This window comes from Paenibacillus sp. 102 (assembly GCF_039549175.1).
GTDB lineage: Bacteria > Bacillota > Bacilli > Bacillales > Bacillaceae_G > Bacillus_A.
Genome location: NZ_JBCGHT010000004.1, coordinates 83,064 through 98,496, shown reverse-complemented (window position 1 = coordinate 98,496; position 15,433 = coordinate 83,064). Strand labels below are relative to the sequence as shown.

Here is a 15,433-nt window from a genome sequence, read left to right as displayed (position 1 = left end):
GTGATGTATATAAATGAGAAATGTATTTTTTGAATCGTATTTTAAATACTTCCAGTAATGTTTCGCAGCATACAAATAGGATGAGCATACTTAAAAAATATATATTGGTATCATAAATAAGGAAACAACAGATCAGGCCGAAAAAGGCTAGATACTCAATGAGTAACGGAATATTACGTGGCATAAGGTGTTACCTAACCAAGTAAGGGAGCGGATCAACGGCATTTGTTTTTTCAAAATTCCATGCCCCATTATGTAATTCAAAATGAAGATGTTGCCCCGTTGAATGTCCAGTATTCCCCATCTGACCTAACACTTGTCCAGTTTGAACGCGATCTCCGACTTGGACAGATCGGTTTTTCATATGCGCATAAACAGTTGTATATAATTTTCCTTTTATGTAATGAGTAACGAAAACGACGTTCCCGTAGCTGTTAGAATAATAGGATTTGATAACTTTTCCAGCAGCTGCAGCACGAATAGATTGATCTCCAGTTGCCGTAAAATCGACGCCATAATGCATTTGTCCCCATCTAACTTCAAAATTTGAGCTAACTTGTCCCTGTGTTGGAAATTTAAAAACAGCAGGTATAGAAGGTGGCGTAGACTTTTCTTGGTGTTTATTTTGTAATACATAATGCTGTGCAACATACCCATATCCAGAGCCAAAACGAATTTTATACCACGAACCTACTTTACCTACTACTTGTATTTGTATTCCATTTTGCAAAGAGCCTAAAACAGCAGTATTTGTTCCTGCGCCGCTTCGTACTTTTAATCTAGGAGTCGCAACATAGTAAGAATTATTTTGCACAGTAATCCCTTTAACAAATGGCTGCGAGCTATTTGATACAAATTCTTTTTTTACGTATCCTTTTTGTCCGTTGTGAGAGATGAGATACCAGTCATGATGTGTTTCTTGAATGGAGAGAAATGTCCCGTTTGGTAATACGTCAAGGATTGATGAGTGTATACTCGGCTTTGAACGAACATTTAAAGCGCTTGCAGTTACGATATGTTGGTTGCGCTGCCCACTTAATTTCGTCAAAGACAAATTAGATTTTTGTATGTAGCCAACTTTGTTTTGAGCATGTACCTTATACCAATTACGTGTAGTTTCAAGAATGATAACAGGTGTGTTATATGAAATACTTCCAAGGGAATCACTATTTGTTGTATTTCCTTGATATAGTTGAACGTTATCAAGTTTTACGTATCCGATTTCTGTGTTGCTTTTTGGTTGTACAGCTGTTGTTTGCGTATCCGCTTCAGTAATTGATGGGAGAAGAGAAGCGACTGCGATAGTTGTTGCTGTCAATGTTGTAGCTTTTATGTTCATCGTATAATGAGCCCCCTTGTATAATTTGTGGCAAAATTTAGAATTATATTAAAAGAATAACAGAAATATAAGGATTTTGGAAATACATGAGAGGAATTTATATATTTCTCAAGTATGTTCAAAGTCTTATCGTGCAGCAAAAAGAGTCCGATACCTTGGGGCGTCAGACTCTTTTTGCTGCACGATATAGAAATCTATTCAGGAGAGACTTTTAATGTTATCAATGACACATGAATCTTCTCATGTATTTACTAATCTACTTCATTTATAATCTAGCAAGGCTTTGTTTTATAGGAGTTTGAAAAATCTTTCTTTTTTATTCCTTTTTTCATGTTTTACATGGGAAACCTAGGTTTCTGATTTGTGCTACGGTATAATAATGTGGAAAAAGTATGAAAAGAGGTAGCTTTATGCTAGAAATCATTGCAACTTGTTTAGAAGATGTGAAACGAATTGAAAAAGCTGGTGGAAATCGAATTGAGCTCATTTCAGCATATACAGAAGGTGGATTAACGCCAAGTTATGCTTTTATAAAAAAAGCGGTAAAAGCAGTAAACATACCGATCCACGTTATGATTCGTCCGCATGCTAAATCATTTATATATACGGCAGAAGAAATCGAAATGATGAAAGAGGACATACAAATTGCACAAGAACTTGGTGCTGCAGGTGTTGTTTTAGGTGTATTAAATGAGCAGAGTCAAATTGATGAAAAAAAATTGGCTGATTTATTATCTGTTGTAGATGGAATGAATGTTACATTTCATCGTGCGATAGATGAAGCGACTGATCTTGTTGGTGCAGTTCAAACATTACGTAATTTTGAAAAGATAACTCACATTTTAACTTCTGGTGGTCAAGGGAAGATAGAAGAAAATATACCTGTACTTCATGAAATGCAAAGAGTAAGTCAAGGTGATTTCCAGCTCATTGTAGGAAGTGGTGTGACAAAAGAAAATATAAAGCGACTATTGAACGGAACAGAAATTTCAGAAGCACATGTAGGTACTGCAGTTCGAGAAGATAAGTCTTGTTTTGCTGAAATTGATCAAAAATCTGTACAAGATTTAGTGGAATTAACAAAGTCATTATAATGCTAGAGAAGAGGGGAAAAGATGGAGGAAAGTAAGAAAAAGGAAATTGTTTCGTGGGTTAAAACGATAGGGATTACAGTAGGAATCGCTTTTATTGTACGTGGTATTTTATTTACCCCTTCACTCGTACAAGGTGAATCTATGATGCCCACTCTAGAAAATAATGAACGTGTACTTGTAAATAAAATCGGTTTTAATATACAGGGGTTAGATCGCTTTGATATTATCGTTTTTCATGGAAAAGAAGGACATGATTTAGTGAAGCGAGTAATTGGCTTGCCAGGAGATACGGTTGAGTATAAAAACGATGTATTGTACGTCAATGGAAAAGCTGTCGATGAACCATATTTGGAAGATTATAAGGCCGAAGTACCGAAAGGAACATTAACGCCTGATTTTACATTAGAACAAAAAACCGGGAAAACAAAAGTACCGGAAGGTCAAGTGTTTGTATTAGGAGATAATCGTCAAGTTTCAAAAGATAGTCGCATGTTTGGATTTGTTTCTGAAGGTCAAATTGTCGGAAAAGGTGAAGCGGTATTTTGGCCGTTGCAACAAGTGAGAGCATTGCATTAAAGAGCGGCTTTTCATATATGCGTTAAAAAGCATTGAATGTTAATTTAAGTAGTTCGGATAACATGGAGAAACAATAGAAATAAAATGAAAAATCGAGTATGAAAGCACAAAGCTTTTATGCTCGATTTTTTATTTTAGAAAAATATTGTTTAAATAGAAAGAATATTTTATAATTTTAAATTATATATTGTTTCGAAAAACGGAATCGTTGTTCCGAATTTCGGAATATAGGAGAGCTAAGATGAGTGTAAATAAAACGGCAGTAAAGACGATGGATATTTTAGAACTTTTTTATGAACATGAAGAATTAACGTTAACGGAAATGGTTCATCATACAGGTATGCCAAAAACTTCTGTATACCGTTTAATTGGTTCACTTGAAGAAATGGCCTTTTTACAAAAGACAAAGAAGGGAAGTTATAGGCTGGGGTTGGTATTTTTACGATTCGGTCAACTTGTGTCGAAGCGATTATCCGTACGAAATATTGCAAAGCCATATATGAAAAAACTTAGAGATTCCCTTGGTCAAGCTGTCAATTTAATTATTCAAGATGATAATGAGGCAATTTATATTGAGAAAATGGATGGCGACCAACCAGTAAGAGTATACACGGAGATTGGAAGACGAGCGCCTTTATATGCAGGAGCATGTCCGCGTATTTTACTCTCGTATTTTTCAGAAGATGATCAAAAGCAGTATATAGAGAAAGTGCAGTTACAACGCTTTGCAGATGGAACGATTGTGGATAAAGAAGAGTTGCAAAGCCGGTTACGTAAGGCGAAAAGAGAAGGTTATACGATCAGTTATTCGGAACTTGAGAATCATACAGCTGCCATTGCAGCGCCTGTTTTTGCAAGTGATGGCACTGTAATAGCTGGTATTAGTATTTCAGGATTAGAAGTAGAGTATAATGAATCGGCAATTCCAAACTTTATTACAAAAGTAAAAGAAACGGCACACCAAATTTCAAAAGAACTTGGCTGGATAGGTGAAAAGGAAGGTATATGATGAAATTTTCAGCGTTAGGGGATCAAGCAGTTGTTGTTACGTTTGGGGAGAAAATTGATTTGGATATATATGAAAATGTGCAAAATTTACGTGCTCTATTAAAGAAAAATCCGTTTGATGGGATGATTGAGTGTGTACCTTCTTTTTCTTCTTTAACGGTTTACTATGATGTATATAAGTTATGGAGGAAAAATGAAAGAAAGGTAGCACCTTATGATTTTGTATGTGAATATATGAAAAAAATACTTTGTCATAATCAAAATGAAGCGCAAAAACAATATGAATGCATCTCAATTCCAGTTTGTTATGGAGGAGAATATGGACCTGATTTAGAAGAAGTTGCGGCATATCATGAACTACATGCAAGTGATGTGATTCGCCTTCACAGTGAAGTAACCTATTTTGTTTATATGCTAGGATTCACACCCGGTTTTCCATATTTGGGTGGAATGCCTAAAGAGTTAGAAACACCTAGAAAACAAACACCACGTTTACAAATAGTACCTGGTTCGGTTGGGATTGGCGGAAGTCAAACAGGGATATATCCATTAGAAACACCAGGGGGCTGGAATATTATTGGCCGGACACCTGTTTCTTTGTTTCAGCCAACTAAAGAGCCACCTACATATGTGCAGAGTGGAATGTATTTACGTTTTATCCCAATAACAGAGGAAGAGTATCTGGTTATGGAGGGAGCTAAGAAATGAATGTCGAGGTTTTACATGCAGGGATGTTTACAACCGTTCAAGATTTAGGAAGGTATCACTATCAACAATATGGTGTACCTGTTGGCGGTGCGATGGACCAGATAGCATTAAGAATGATCAATATATTAGTTGGAAATGAAGAGAATGAAGCTGGATTAGAAATTACAATGATGGGACCAAAACTTCTTATAAAGAAAACAACATTGCTAGCAATTGGTGGTGCGAATATGGAGCCTCTGTTAAACGGGGAACCCATTCCATTATGGCAACCAATGCTGGCGAAAGAAGGAAGCATGCTCTGCTTCGGAAAAGCGCAGTTTGGATGTCGGACATATGTAACATTTGCAGGAGGAATTGATGTTGTAAGTAGTATGGGAAGTAAAAGTACATATGTAAGAGCGAGTTTAGGTGGAGTAGAGGGGCGAGCACTGAAACAGGGAGATCTTTTTCAAATTGGTACACCGTCAAAATTTGCTACTTGTATGATAAAGAATTTGATGGATGAAGAAAGAATAGCAACACGTTGGGGCATATGTAATTACGTTCTACCTAAATACAGTCGTGGTCCAATCATTCGTGTTATTCCAGATTTTGAATGGGATCAGTTTAAAAATGAGAGTTTAGAAGCTTTTTTTACAAAAGAATATAAAGTGTCTAATTATGCAGATCGTATGGGGTATCGGTTTGAAGGTGAAGAACTAAAAAGAATCGAACAATCTGAGATTTTATCAAGTGCAGTTACATTTGGAACAATCCAGGTGCCATCAGGTGGCTATCCCATTATTTTAATGGCAGATAGACAAACGACAGGAGGCTATCCACGAATTGGTAATGTCATATCAGTTGATTTACCCATTCTCGCACAATTGAAACCAGGTGATTACGTCACGTTTGTAAAGGCTTCTATAACAGAAGCGACAGAGCTGTACATAGAGCAAGAACAAAATATGAACCTATTAAAGAAATTCATTGCTTTACAAGCTTAAGGTAGGAGGAGAAATAGAATATGGTTACCATTGATTTAAATTGTGATTTAGGAGAAGGATTTGGTGCATATAAGATAGGAAACGATGATGACATCCTTCCATTTGTTTCATCAGTAAATATTGCATGCGGTTTTCATGCGGGCGATCCAACTGTTATGCGCCAAACAGTTGAAAAGGCATTGAAAAATAATGTAGAAATAGGCGCCCATCCTGGTTTTCCAGATTTATTAGGGTTTGGGAGAAGGACGATGCGCGTTTCACCAGATGAAGTATATGATTACGTTTTATATCAAATCGGAGCATTAGATGGATTTGTAAGGGCGGCAGGAGGGAGTATGCATCATGTTAAACCGCACGGTGCACTTTATAATATGGCAGCTACTGATCAAGAGATTGCAGACGCAATTGCAAAAGCAATCTACGATATAAATCCAGCGTTATTCTTATATGGATTAGCGAATAGCAAATTTATACAAGCAGCTGAAAAATATGAATTGAAGCTTGTACAAGAGGCATTTGCAGATCGTACGTATCAACCGGATGGAACGTTAACAAGCCGAACAGAAGAAAATGCACTCATTAAAGGCGAAGAGGAAGCAATTAAGCAAGTGCTGCAAATGGTACAAGAGGGAAGTGTGCAAGCTGTTGATGGAAATCCTGTATCCATACATGCACAAACAATTTGTATACATGGTGATGGAGAGAGAGCTGTACAATTTGCAGAAAGAATATACAGAATATTGGAACTAAACGACATTTCTGTTTGTGCACCAAAGTAGAATAAGGGGGAGATATATAGATGTTGAAATTAATTGGGATATTGCTTGTGGCTGTTGGATTTTTATTTCGTCTGAATACGTTACTAGTTGTAATGGTTGCGGGCATCGCAACGGGAATGATCTCAGGGATGAGCTTTCATGATGTAATTAGTATGTTTGGAAAGTTTTTTATTGAAAACCGATATATGTCTATGCCGATTTTATTAACACTTCCTGTCATTGGAATACTAGAAAGATATGGATTAAAGGAAAGAGCGGAAGCGTTAATAACGAAATCGAAAGGTGCTACAACAGGAAGAGTACTTATGTCATATTTTGCGATTCGTGAAGGATCAGCGGCAGTAGGACTTAACATTGGTGGACATGCACAAACAGTAAGACCACTAGTTGCACCGATGGCAGAAGGGGCTGCGCAAGGCCGTTATGGAAAACTTCCAAAAAAATTGAGAGAAAAGATTAAAGCGAATGCAGCGGCAGCTGAAAATACGGCATGGTTTTTTGGTGAAGATATTTTTATAGCAACAGGAGCAATTCTATTAATGAAAGGATTCTTTGATTCTGTAGGAATGCATGTTGGTGTGTGGGATATGGCGCTTTGGGGAATTCCTACGGCAATCTCAGCTTTTATTGTAAGTTGGATTCGTTTTAAACAGTTCGATAAATATATTGAAAAAACGATGGAAAAAGAAGAAAGTCAACAAAAGGAGGCGATATAGGATGAATATGATTACACTAGATACAATCTATTATTTATTAGGTATTATTGTTGCCTTTGTCGCAATTCGTGTCGCTTTTGATCGTAGGCATCCAAATCGCTTTGGTTCTAGTTTGTTTTGGGCATTATTTTCTATCACATTTTTATTTGGAAATATCATTCCGTCATTTTATATCGGTTGTATTGTATTAGCGATGGTCGTTTTAGCATCGTTGAATAAAGTAACGAAGTCGAATGAAAAAGAAGCACCTACCGAAGAACGAGTGAAACATGCAGAAAAATTGAGAAATAAAATTTTTATGCCCGCTATTTTAATACCTATTTTTACGATTATTGGTACGTTAACTTTAGGAAAGTTAAAGTTTGGAGATGTATTTCTCGTTGATCCTGATAAAGTCACATTAATTGCATTAGCTCTTGGCGCATTGCTCGCTTTCGTAGCGGCAATGGGAATCACAAAAGCAAAAATAACAGCACCAGTGCAAGAGGGAAGCAGATTATTACAAGCTGTCGGATGGGCAGTTATTTTACCACAAATGTTAGCGGCCCTTGGTGGTATTTTCGCAAAATCTGGTGTGGGTCAAGTTGTATCTGATTTAGTAGGACAAGTATTGCCGACAGAATATCCATTTGTTGCTGTTATGGCATATTGTTTAGGGATGATGTTGTTTACAGTTGTAATGGGCAATGCATTTGCTGCTTTTGCTGTTATTACAGGCGGGATTGGTTTACCGCTTATTGTTCAAATGCATGGTGGGAACCCAGCGATTATGGCAGCGCTCGGAATGTTTGCGGGATATTGCGGTACATTATTAACGCCAATGGCAGCAAACTTTAATATCGTACCAGCGATGCTATTAGAATTAAAAGATAAAAATGCGGTAATTAAAGCGCAAGTACCAATTGCGGTTACTATTTTTGTTATTAATATGTTTATCATGTATGGACTTGTATATCGATTTTAGTAAGGAGTGGGAAGGATGAAAAGAGTATTGTTAACGGGTTTTGAACCTTTTGGTGGAGAGGAGGTTAATCCTGCATGGGAAGTTGCAAAGCAGCTTGATGGACAAGCGATTGGAGATTACAAGATTGTTAGTAAACAAGTTCCGACTGTGTTTCATAAATCATTACAAGTGCTGCAGTCTTATATGGAAGAAATAGAACCAGAGCTTGTCATATGTATAGGACAAGCAGGAGGACGCCCAGACATTACAGTGGAACGCATTGCAATTAATGTAGATGATGCAAGAATTGCTGATAATGAAGGGAATCAACCGGTTGATGTGCCTATTATAGAAGGGGGACCAGCTGCGTATTGGTCTACACTTCCTCTGAAAGCTACTGTGAAAAAACTGCGGGAAGAAGGCATACCGGCTTCTGTTTCGCAAACGGCAGGTACATTTGTTTGTAATCATCTCTTTTATGGACTTATGCATATGTTAGAAAAAAGTGAAAATAGGATCCGTGGTGGTTTTATACATATTCCATTTTTACCAGAACAAGCAAGTAGTCATCCGGGGCAACCGAGTATGTCACTGCCCGTTATTACAAAAGGAATTGAGTTCTTAATACAAGTCGCATTAGAAGTAGAACATGATATTGTAGTGTGCGGCGGGGCAACACATTAAACAAATATGTAACAACTAATCGCGTTGGTAAGAGCTATATTGAAAAGCAGTATGAAGATGTGCTACATGGTAGAAAGTACAATCAAAAAATACTACTGATAAAGAAGAGAATATCATCCACACGGAACAAATTGTAAAAGGGAAAAGTGGCAATAATTTAATGTTAACGATTGATATGGAATTGCAGAAGAGAGTGGATGAAAGTATAGGAAAAATTAAATGGGATTTAAACCTTCAGAGCCAATGATGAATCGTGCGTTTGTAGTAATGATGAACCCTAAAACGGGGCAGCTGTTATCCATCTCAGGAAAGAAACTAGTAAATAAAGGTGGAAATATACAAGTAGAAGATTATGCACTTGGTACAATTGCTTGTAGCTTATAAAAAGTATGTACAAAATTATCATTAATTATTTAAAAACATTAATGGTTTGGCAGACAACGTTTTAAGCTGTCTGCCGGCTAAAGCGTTTAAAGCGAAGATTGCCAGTTTGAATAGACTTCAACCGCAGCCCAAGTGGATTAAGGATAGTATGTGTAGATATTTACAAAATATACAAAGGTTTTCTATTAAGTTTGGCAGACAACGATATGAGGTGTCTGCTTGTGGGTTTCATAAGTTTAACGGGAAAACTAATTGTCTTCCTAGTTTTTAAAAGAGTGAAGTCGCTAGTTCAACCGGTTTAGAAAGAGTGTTTGCAGACTTCATAAAAATATAGTAAGAGAAATAAAAATGTCTATTCTACAAACAGCACAAAGCACTATATAAAAGTGCTCTGTGGAAAGCAAGCGCTATAAGTAAACATTCTATACGATAAGATGTCTGGTTCATTCAAATGTGAAAAAAGTTGGTGTTTTTAATGTTGATAATAGCTAACAAAAAGAAATTGGAGTTTGCTTACTGTTATATAATATACAGAAAACTTATTATTTCTTGGTTTATTTTTATTACCTGAAGAAAAAGAATGAAACTGAATCATCTTTTTCAAATACTTTCTAGATATATAAATCTAATCATTATACGACTTATACCAAAAATCTGGAGATTACTTAGTTTTATAGATTATACTGAGGTTCTTCTTGTTGAACCTCCTGAACACGTGGTTCTAAAGAATCGATAATTGTCTGTGTTTGCTGAGCTGCATTTTGATACAGTTGTTTTGCTGGCTGATTGTCAGTATCAAGAACGAATCCTTCTAAACATGCTTGAGCACTTTTTAATCCAGAAATAGTTTGTTTAAGCTTAGTAATTACTGTCATAATTGAGTTCCTCCTTATAATCATGGATTCAATATTTAGAATATCTATTTTCTACCAAAAGTATGATTTCTAAATTTTGGGTATCTTGATAGAGCGAATATATTGACTAAGCGTTTAAAAATATTAAACGAACCGTACAGGATAAGCTATGTTATTGGTTATCAACAACAAAGTGAAGTTGTAATAAAAAAGGGGGAAATCTATTCGACGCAGCTGTAGAGTCATTAAGAATAATAAAAAACTCGTGAATAAAAAACGAGTTTTTTATTCACGATAGTTATTGGTTTTGATTACCTTGCTTTTTTTGACTGTTAGGCGTAATTTCATTAGCAAATTCCATATTTGCCAAGTTTACTTTGGATGGAATAAATGTTCTTGTCGTATTTTGAACACCTTGGAACAAACGTTGGATAGGTTTCATCATATTTGAATTACGCGTTGCTACTACACTAAAAACTGTTCCTAATCCTAGTAAAGAAAACCAAATCCATCCTCTATTATTATTCCGTCTATTTCTAAACAAATTAAACATTTGCTGAATTCTTTTTCCAGAATTAAATAATGACATCAAGAAGTTAAGGATATTCATTTTTTGCCCCCTGTAAAAATAATTAGGAAAAAGAAACACTAAGTTCAATTTCACATGATTTATGTTGCAATATTTTATAGGAATTTATGATGTCAACTTATACTAATACTTCTTGATTTTTCTTACTAAAATTCCTAAGATTCCCTAAATATTTTTAATGAAAATATGCAAAATAGTTTTATCAAAAATTTAAAAAGGGAAATGAAAACAACATGAAAAGTTATGTATTATTGGTTTGGAACTTTATTGATCCTATATATTATAAATTTACTCGCTTAACTTATATTCATAACGAAACCCACAAGGAAAATATTTTACGTGTAAGACTCACTCGTTACAAGGGGAAATATGTTACTCTTTCTGACGGTACACAAATCAATAAGAATGATATCTTGGTTAAAATTCATTTACATAATGTTCGTTTAATTAATGAAATGAAGTCCGCTAAAAATGACATTACAAAAGGGCGATTTATTTATCAACATGTTAAAAAATCCTTGCCTAGTCTTGGATCGTATATTCAAAATCATTCTAGGGCAGATGAGATTAAAGGGATAATTGGGATTTCAATGTTAAATAGAGGAGCTGATCGATTAGGTTTTGAATTTGTTGCTATTTCTAATCCTTTTTATAAATGGTTTAAATGGTTAGCATTTTTACCAATATGTTTATTATCTAATAACGATTCGATTTTCAAAATGATAAAGAACAATATATCTGCCCCACCAAAATATTTATTTATGTCTAAGGAGAATTTATTACAAATATATAATTGTGAATCTCGAGATGAAATTGCTAAAAGAAAATGTTAATCGCATTTGTTAAAAAGTAAATGCAATTTTATATACTGCACTCAAAATGATTTGACAGTAAAATATAAGGCTGTTAACTAGGTCCGTTAACAGCCTTATATTTTATACTGCAGGTAGTTCTTTATTTTTAATTGTTGATATTGATAGTTGGTGCAATGTAATTTCTGGTCGACTTCCCACTCGAATATTTACTCCTGTTTGACCTAGTCCTTCACTAATATAAAAAGGTTTTCCATCTTGCATATGAAGTCCTTTTATAACGTTCATTCTTGCAAGCTTACCCATTTTTGCAAGATGATAGGCTTTTGGATAGCAAATTTGGCCACCATGAAAATGACCAGCTAATAAATAGTCAAAATGATATTTTTTCATATGGAGCACAATGTTCGGATCATGAGTTAATACTAAATTTGTTCCCGATTTAACTCCTCGATAAGAAGCTGTTAAATCGCTGCGTTTCGTACTAAAATCATCAATACCAATGATATTTACACGATTACCTTGAACATAAATGACATGATTTTCATTTTGCATTACTTTACAGTCGTATTGTTCAAGTGTTTCTTTTAATTTTTGTAAGTCCTTTTCACGTAATACATAATCATGGTTACCTAAAACAGCGTATATACCATGCTTTGCATGTAATTGACCTAATCCCTCTAAATATGGAGCAAGTTTAGAAATCATACGTTTACGGTCAAGGAAATCTCCAGTAAGTGCAATCAAATCAATTGGTTCATCTTTTAGCTTTTCATAAAGCTGAGCTGGGGAAATAGATATATTTTCAAGATGCATATCGGAAAGGTGTAGAATATTTAGTATCGGATCATGCCCGTGGGTTTGTTTTTGATTTATTTGAACTTTATTCATCACGATATCGGTCGTGTTTTTGTGAGCTTTTTTGAATAGATAGAAGAGAATAATAAATAAAACGGATAGTAATAAAATTTTCAATCACATCACTCCTTCTATAAAAATTATACATGAAAAAACCTGTCATTTTGTATGTAATTTATGGAACAAATTCCATCGTAATTTATTCGAAATAGTTACCAGAATAGAAAAAAAGAAGTGCCACATAATAATAGAAATCAATGAAAAGACGCATCGTTAAGTGTACTTTAAGAGGTGATTTATGGAGAAACATTCAACACAAAAGACTATCTTGTTTTTGCCATTTTTGCAGATTCCATCAGGCCATCATCAAGTTGCACATGCATTAATAGAAGGAATACAAAAGGATCAATTCAATATAAAATGTGATCTAGTGGATATTCTCTCGTATAGTTATGGAAGAATAGAAGCATTGGTTTCAAATGTGTATTTAAAATGGATTAAAGAATTCCCTGATTTTTATAATTGGATATATAAAAACTCTGTTTACAAAAATGTCGAAGAGAACAAACGTTATCGATTATATGAACTTCTGTTTGTACCATTCATGAGAAAATTAATAAGGGATAAACAACCTGATCTGATTATTTGCACTCATGCTTTACCTTCATATGTATTAAACTATTTGAAAGAAAAAGGTGAATTGAAAACGCCAGTTATAAATGTATATACAGATTATTTCATTCATAGTTGTTGGGGCATTAAAAATATTGATTTTCATTTTGTACCGTCTCATCATATGAAGGGATTTTTAAAAAACAAGGGAATAAGTAATGAAAAAATTTTTATAACAGGAATTCCTATTCATAAAAAGATAAAAAAACAAAAAGAGCATATAGTAAAGTTTACTTCTTCTGCATTGTCAGTTTTAATTACCGGAGGAAGTTTAGGGGTTGGAGCAATAGAAGATTTAATTCACAAAATAGGAACGGAAACAAAAATTCACTTTTATGTGTTATGCGGGAAAAATGACAATTTATATCAAAAGCTTCAACAATTACAACGAGATAACATAACACCTTTAAAATATATTACATGTAGGGAAAAAATGAACAAGCTCTATGATCAAATAGATGCAATCGTTACAAAACCTGGAGGAGTAACAATAAGTGAAAGTTTATTTAAAAGAAAACCTATTTTTATTTATCATGTACTACCAGGGCAAGAAGAAATTAATTTACAACAACTAAAAAAGTTAGGTGTGATTTTCTATTTAAATAAATGGAAAGATGAAAAAGAGACACTTGAGGAGCAAATATATTCATTTTTTCAAAACAAAAATCAGGTCCAACTTTATCAGGAACGTATAACAGAATATCACGGGCAGCTTATTACGAAAGAGCCTTCACAAATTATAAAGGAAGTAATAACGAATAGATAACGCATAGATACTCACATCAAATTTTATTATGCATCATTTTTTTGAAAGTTACTTTTTTCTTTAGAGAAGGGTTGGGAATAATTTCAGATTGTTGAGGTGATTACATACATGCCAATGTTGAACGTAGACGGTAGTAGTCTGTATTATACCGTTAAGGGAGAAGGAGTTCCTATTGTTTTTATTCATCCTCCTGTACTCACTTGTGTGAATTTTGAGTACCAAATAGAGGAATTATCCCAAAAGTTTAAAGTGATTGCTTTTGATATTAGAGGACATGGAAGGAGTCAGTATTCAAAACAACCGATAACCTATCCACTGATTGCAGAAGATATTAGACGTTTATTGGATCATTTAAAAGTCGAAAAAGCGTTCATGTGCGGATATTCGACCGGAAGCTCTGTCGCATTAGAATTTTTGTTAACTTACGTGGAAAGGACATTAGGTGGGATTCTAATCGGTGGAATGTCAGAAGTGAGGGATGGATATCTAAAGAATAAGATTTCACTAGGTGTGAAACTGGCGAAAGCAGGGGCAGTTTCATTTCTAGCATTGTCTATTTCATGGGGTAATTCAAATACACATAAATTGTTCAGAAAGATGTTTAAAGAAGCTCGAAAAGGAAATGCCGAAAATTTCGAGCAGTATTATCGTTACAGTTTGCATTATAATTGTACCAGCCAACTTAGAAATATGCAGCTTCCGGTTTTGTTGGTTTATGGTAAGAAAGATAAAGCATTTTTTGGTCATGCGAAATTACTGCATGAAAAATTGCCATGTAATGAATTAGAATTTATTGATAACGTAAAGCATCAAATTCCTACAAAAGCAGCGAAGGATTTGAATGAAATGATTAAGCAGTTTGTTTTTATCCATACCGAGATGAATAGGGAAGAAATTTTTTCTTTACCAGTAAAAGAGTTGATGTCTCGAGAATAAAGTGAAAATTCAAACAGTGGAGAGTCGGCATTTAGCAAAAATATGCGAAGTGGCGCCTCCACCTATCTTTTGGATTCTTTCGTTTTTACACGAGATTCAGAGTAGTCTCCATCAAAGTAATGTACAATTTCATCCTAATGATAATGAAATATCATTTATTTGAGAAGGGGATTCGTTTTCCGTATATCATACTCCGAATTTTGAATCCGATATCCCGAGAAAATGGTAGTAATATAAAAAAGGTTAGAAAAAGCATGACTACCCGCCAATTTAAAGGCGGGTTTTTTATTACAAAAAATCAACATTAACAGATCTAATAGATAAAAATTCATCTTAGCTTGATGGGCATACGACCATACCCATAAAGAGGGAGATTTACGGGATTTTGATGTGGTTGAATTCTTATGAGTATTGGAATAGTATGCTAATGCGATGATACCCTAGCTAGAAAAAACGATCTATTTGAATCATATTGTAACGAAAGGAAACAAAAGTGGTACAAGCAATCTAAAAAGAGCAGTTCGCATAAGCTAACTGCTCGGCCCAGGAAGAAATAAGTTTAGGTAGGGTACTACAAAATTGGATTGTGGCTATTCACTAGCCTATCTATAGTATGGACGGGATTTGGAATATTATGCAGAAGGGGAAAGGAAGTACTTTAAGCTGTCCCGACACGTCACTCGCTTGTCCAGCAATTTTATTATTTGTTACTGTTTGGTTTTGTTGGTT

At 34.7% G+C, this 15,433-nt stretch carries 16 protein-coding genes and 1 pseudogene; 13 read left to right on the top strand and 4 right to left on the bottom strand.

All coding sequences use genetic code 11. The features are described 5' to 3' along the window. Positions 1-190: 190 nt before the first annotated feature. On the bottom strand, positions 191-1,339 hold the full coding sequence (locus tag AAIE21_RS12630; protein WP_343267104.1) for an SH3 domain-containing protein: 1,149 nt from the start codon (positions 1,337-1,339) through the stop codon (positions 191-193). Positions 1,340-1,749: 410 nt separating this feature from the next. On the opposite strand from AAIE21_RS12630, the gene AAIE21_RS12625 reads away from it, so the two are divergent. The 10 genes and pseudogenes from AAIE21_RS12625 to AAIE21_RS12580 all read left to right on the top strand — a co-directional run. Then, on the top strand, positions 1,750-2,433 hold the full coding sequence (locus AAIE21_RS12625) for a copper homeostasis protein CutC (RefSeq protein ID WP_343267103.1): 684 nt from the start codon (positions 1,750-1,752) through the stop codon (positions 2,431-2,433). A 21-nt stretch (positions 2,434-2,454) separates the two neighbouring features. Beyond that, on the top strand, positions 2,455-3,009 hold the full coding sequence (gene lepB, locus AAIE21_RS12620) for a signal peptidase I (RefSeq protein WP_343267102.1): 555 nt from the start codon (positions 2,455-2,457) through the stop codon (positions 3,007-3,009). Between the two features lie 241 nt (positions 3,010-3,250). Next, on the top strand, positions 3,251-4,018 hold the full coding sequence (locus AAIE21_RS12615; protein WP_343267101.1) for an IclR family transcriptional regulator: 768 nt from the start codon (positions 3,251-3,253) through the stop codon (positions 4,016-4,018). Then, positions 4,018-4,725 carry a 5-oxoprolinase subunit PxpB gene (gene pxpB / locus AAIE21_RS12610; RefSeq protein WP_343267100.1) on the top strand — a complete coding sequence of 236 codons (708 nt, stop codon included), beginning with the start codon at positions 4,018-4,020 and terminating at the stop codon, positions 4,723-4,725. The genes AAIE21_RS12615 and pxpB overlap by 1 nt, the downstream gene beginning before the upstream one ends. Continuing rightward, on the top strand, positions 4,722-5,711 hold the full coding sequence (locus tag AAIE21_RS12605; RefSeq protein WP_343267099.1) for a 5-oxoprolinase subunit C family protein: 990 nt from the start codon (positions 4,722-4,724) through the stop codon (positions 5,709-5,711). The genes pxpB and AAIE21_RS12605 overlap by 4 nt, the downstream gene beginning before the upstream one ends. A gap of 20 nt (positions 5,712-5,731) precedes the next feature. Continuing rightward, on the top strand, positions 5,732-6,490 hold the full coding sequence (pxpA, locus tag AAIE21_RS12600) for a 5-oxoprolinase subunit PxpA (protein ID WP_343267098.1): 759 nt from the start codon (positions 5,732-5,734) through the stop codon (positions 6,488-6,490). 20 nt (positions 6,491-6,510) lie between these two features. Continuing rightward, the gene (locus AAIE21_RS12595; protein ID WP_343267097.1) at positions 6,511-7,206 is read left to right on the top strand and encodes a DUF969 domain-containing protein; all 696 of its coding nucleotides are present in this window, start codon (positions 6,511-6,513) and stop codon (positions 7,204-7,206) included. A gap of 1 nt (position 7,207) precedes the next feature. After that, positions 7,208-8,170, top strand: coding sequence for a DUF979 domain-containing protein (locus tag AAIE21_RS12590; protein ID WP_343267096.1), 963 nt, complete (start codon positions 7,208-7,210; stop codon positions 8,168-8,170). Positions 8,171-8,185: 15 nt separating this feature from the next. Further along, the gene (gene pcp / locus AAIE21_RS12585) at positions 8,186-8,833 is read left to right on the top strand and encodes a pyroglutamyl-peptidase I (RefSeq protein WP_343267095.1); all 648 of its coding nucleotides are present in this window, start codon (positions 8,186-8,188) and stop codon (positions 8,831-8,833) included. Between the two features lie 5 nt (positions 8,834-8,838). After that, positions 8,839-9,211, top strand: a pseudogene (locus AAIE21_RS12580) (penicillin-binding protein); the annotation flags it as partial. 677 nt (positions 9,212-9,888) lie between these two features. On the opposite strand, the gene AAIE21_RS12575 reads toward AAIE21_RS12580, so the two are convergent. After that, complete coding sequence (locus AAIE21_RS12575) at positions 9,889-10,092, bottom strand: DUF1657 domain-containing protein (protein WP_343267094.1); 204 nt, start codon at positions 10,090-10,092, stop codon at positions 9,889-9,891. Positions 10,093-10,369: 277 nt separating this feature from the next. After that, positions 10,370-10,681 carry a hypothetical protein gene (locus AAIE21_RS12570; RefSeq protein WP_343267093.1) on the bottom strand — a complete coding sequence of 104 codons (312 nt, stop codon included), beginning with the start codon at positions 10,679-10,681 and terminating at the stop codon, positions 10,370-10,372. Positions 10,682-10,893: 212 nt separating this feature from the next. Here AAIE21_RS12570 and AAIE21_RS12565 point away from each other — a divergent pair, with 212 nt between their 5' ends. After that, a complete protein-coding gene (locus tag AAIE21_RS12565; protein ID WP_343267092.1) occupies positions 10,894-11,493 on the top strand; it encodes a YkoP family protein in 600 nt (199 codons plus the stop codon). 102 nt (positions 11,494-11,595) lie between these two features. Here the strand turns inward: AAIE21_RS12565 and AAIE21_RS12560 are convergent, their stop codons facing one another. Beyond that, the gene (locus tag AAIE21_RS12560) at positions 11,596-12,447 is read right to left on the bottom strand and encodes a metallophosphoesterase (RefSeq protein WP_343267091.1); all 852 of its coding nucleotides are present in this window, start codon (positions 12,445-12,447) and stop codon (positions 11,596-11,598) included. Positions 12,448-12,628: 181 nt separating this feature from the next. On the opposite strand from AAIE21_RS12560, the gene AAIE21_RS12555 reads away from it, so the two are divergent. Continuing rightward, on the top strand, positions 12,629-13,768 hold the full coding sequence (locus tag AAIE21_RS12555; RefSeq protein ID WP_343267090.1) for an MGDG synthase family glycosyltransferase: 1,140 nt from the start codon (positions 12,629-12,631) through the stop codon (positions 13,766-13,768). 108 nt (positions 13,769-13,876) lie between these two features. Next, positions 13,877-14,704, top strand: a complete 828-nt coding sequence (locus AAIE21_RS12550; RefSeq protein ID WP_343267089.1) for an alpha/beta fold hydrolase — start codon at positions 13,877-13,879, stop codon at positions 14,702-14,704. Positions 14,705-15,433 lie beyond the last annotated feature (729 nt).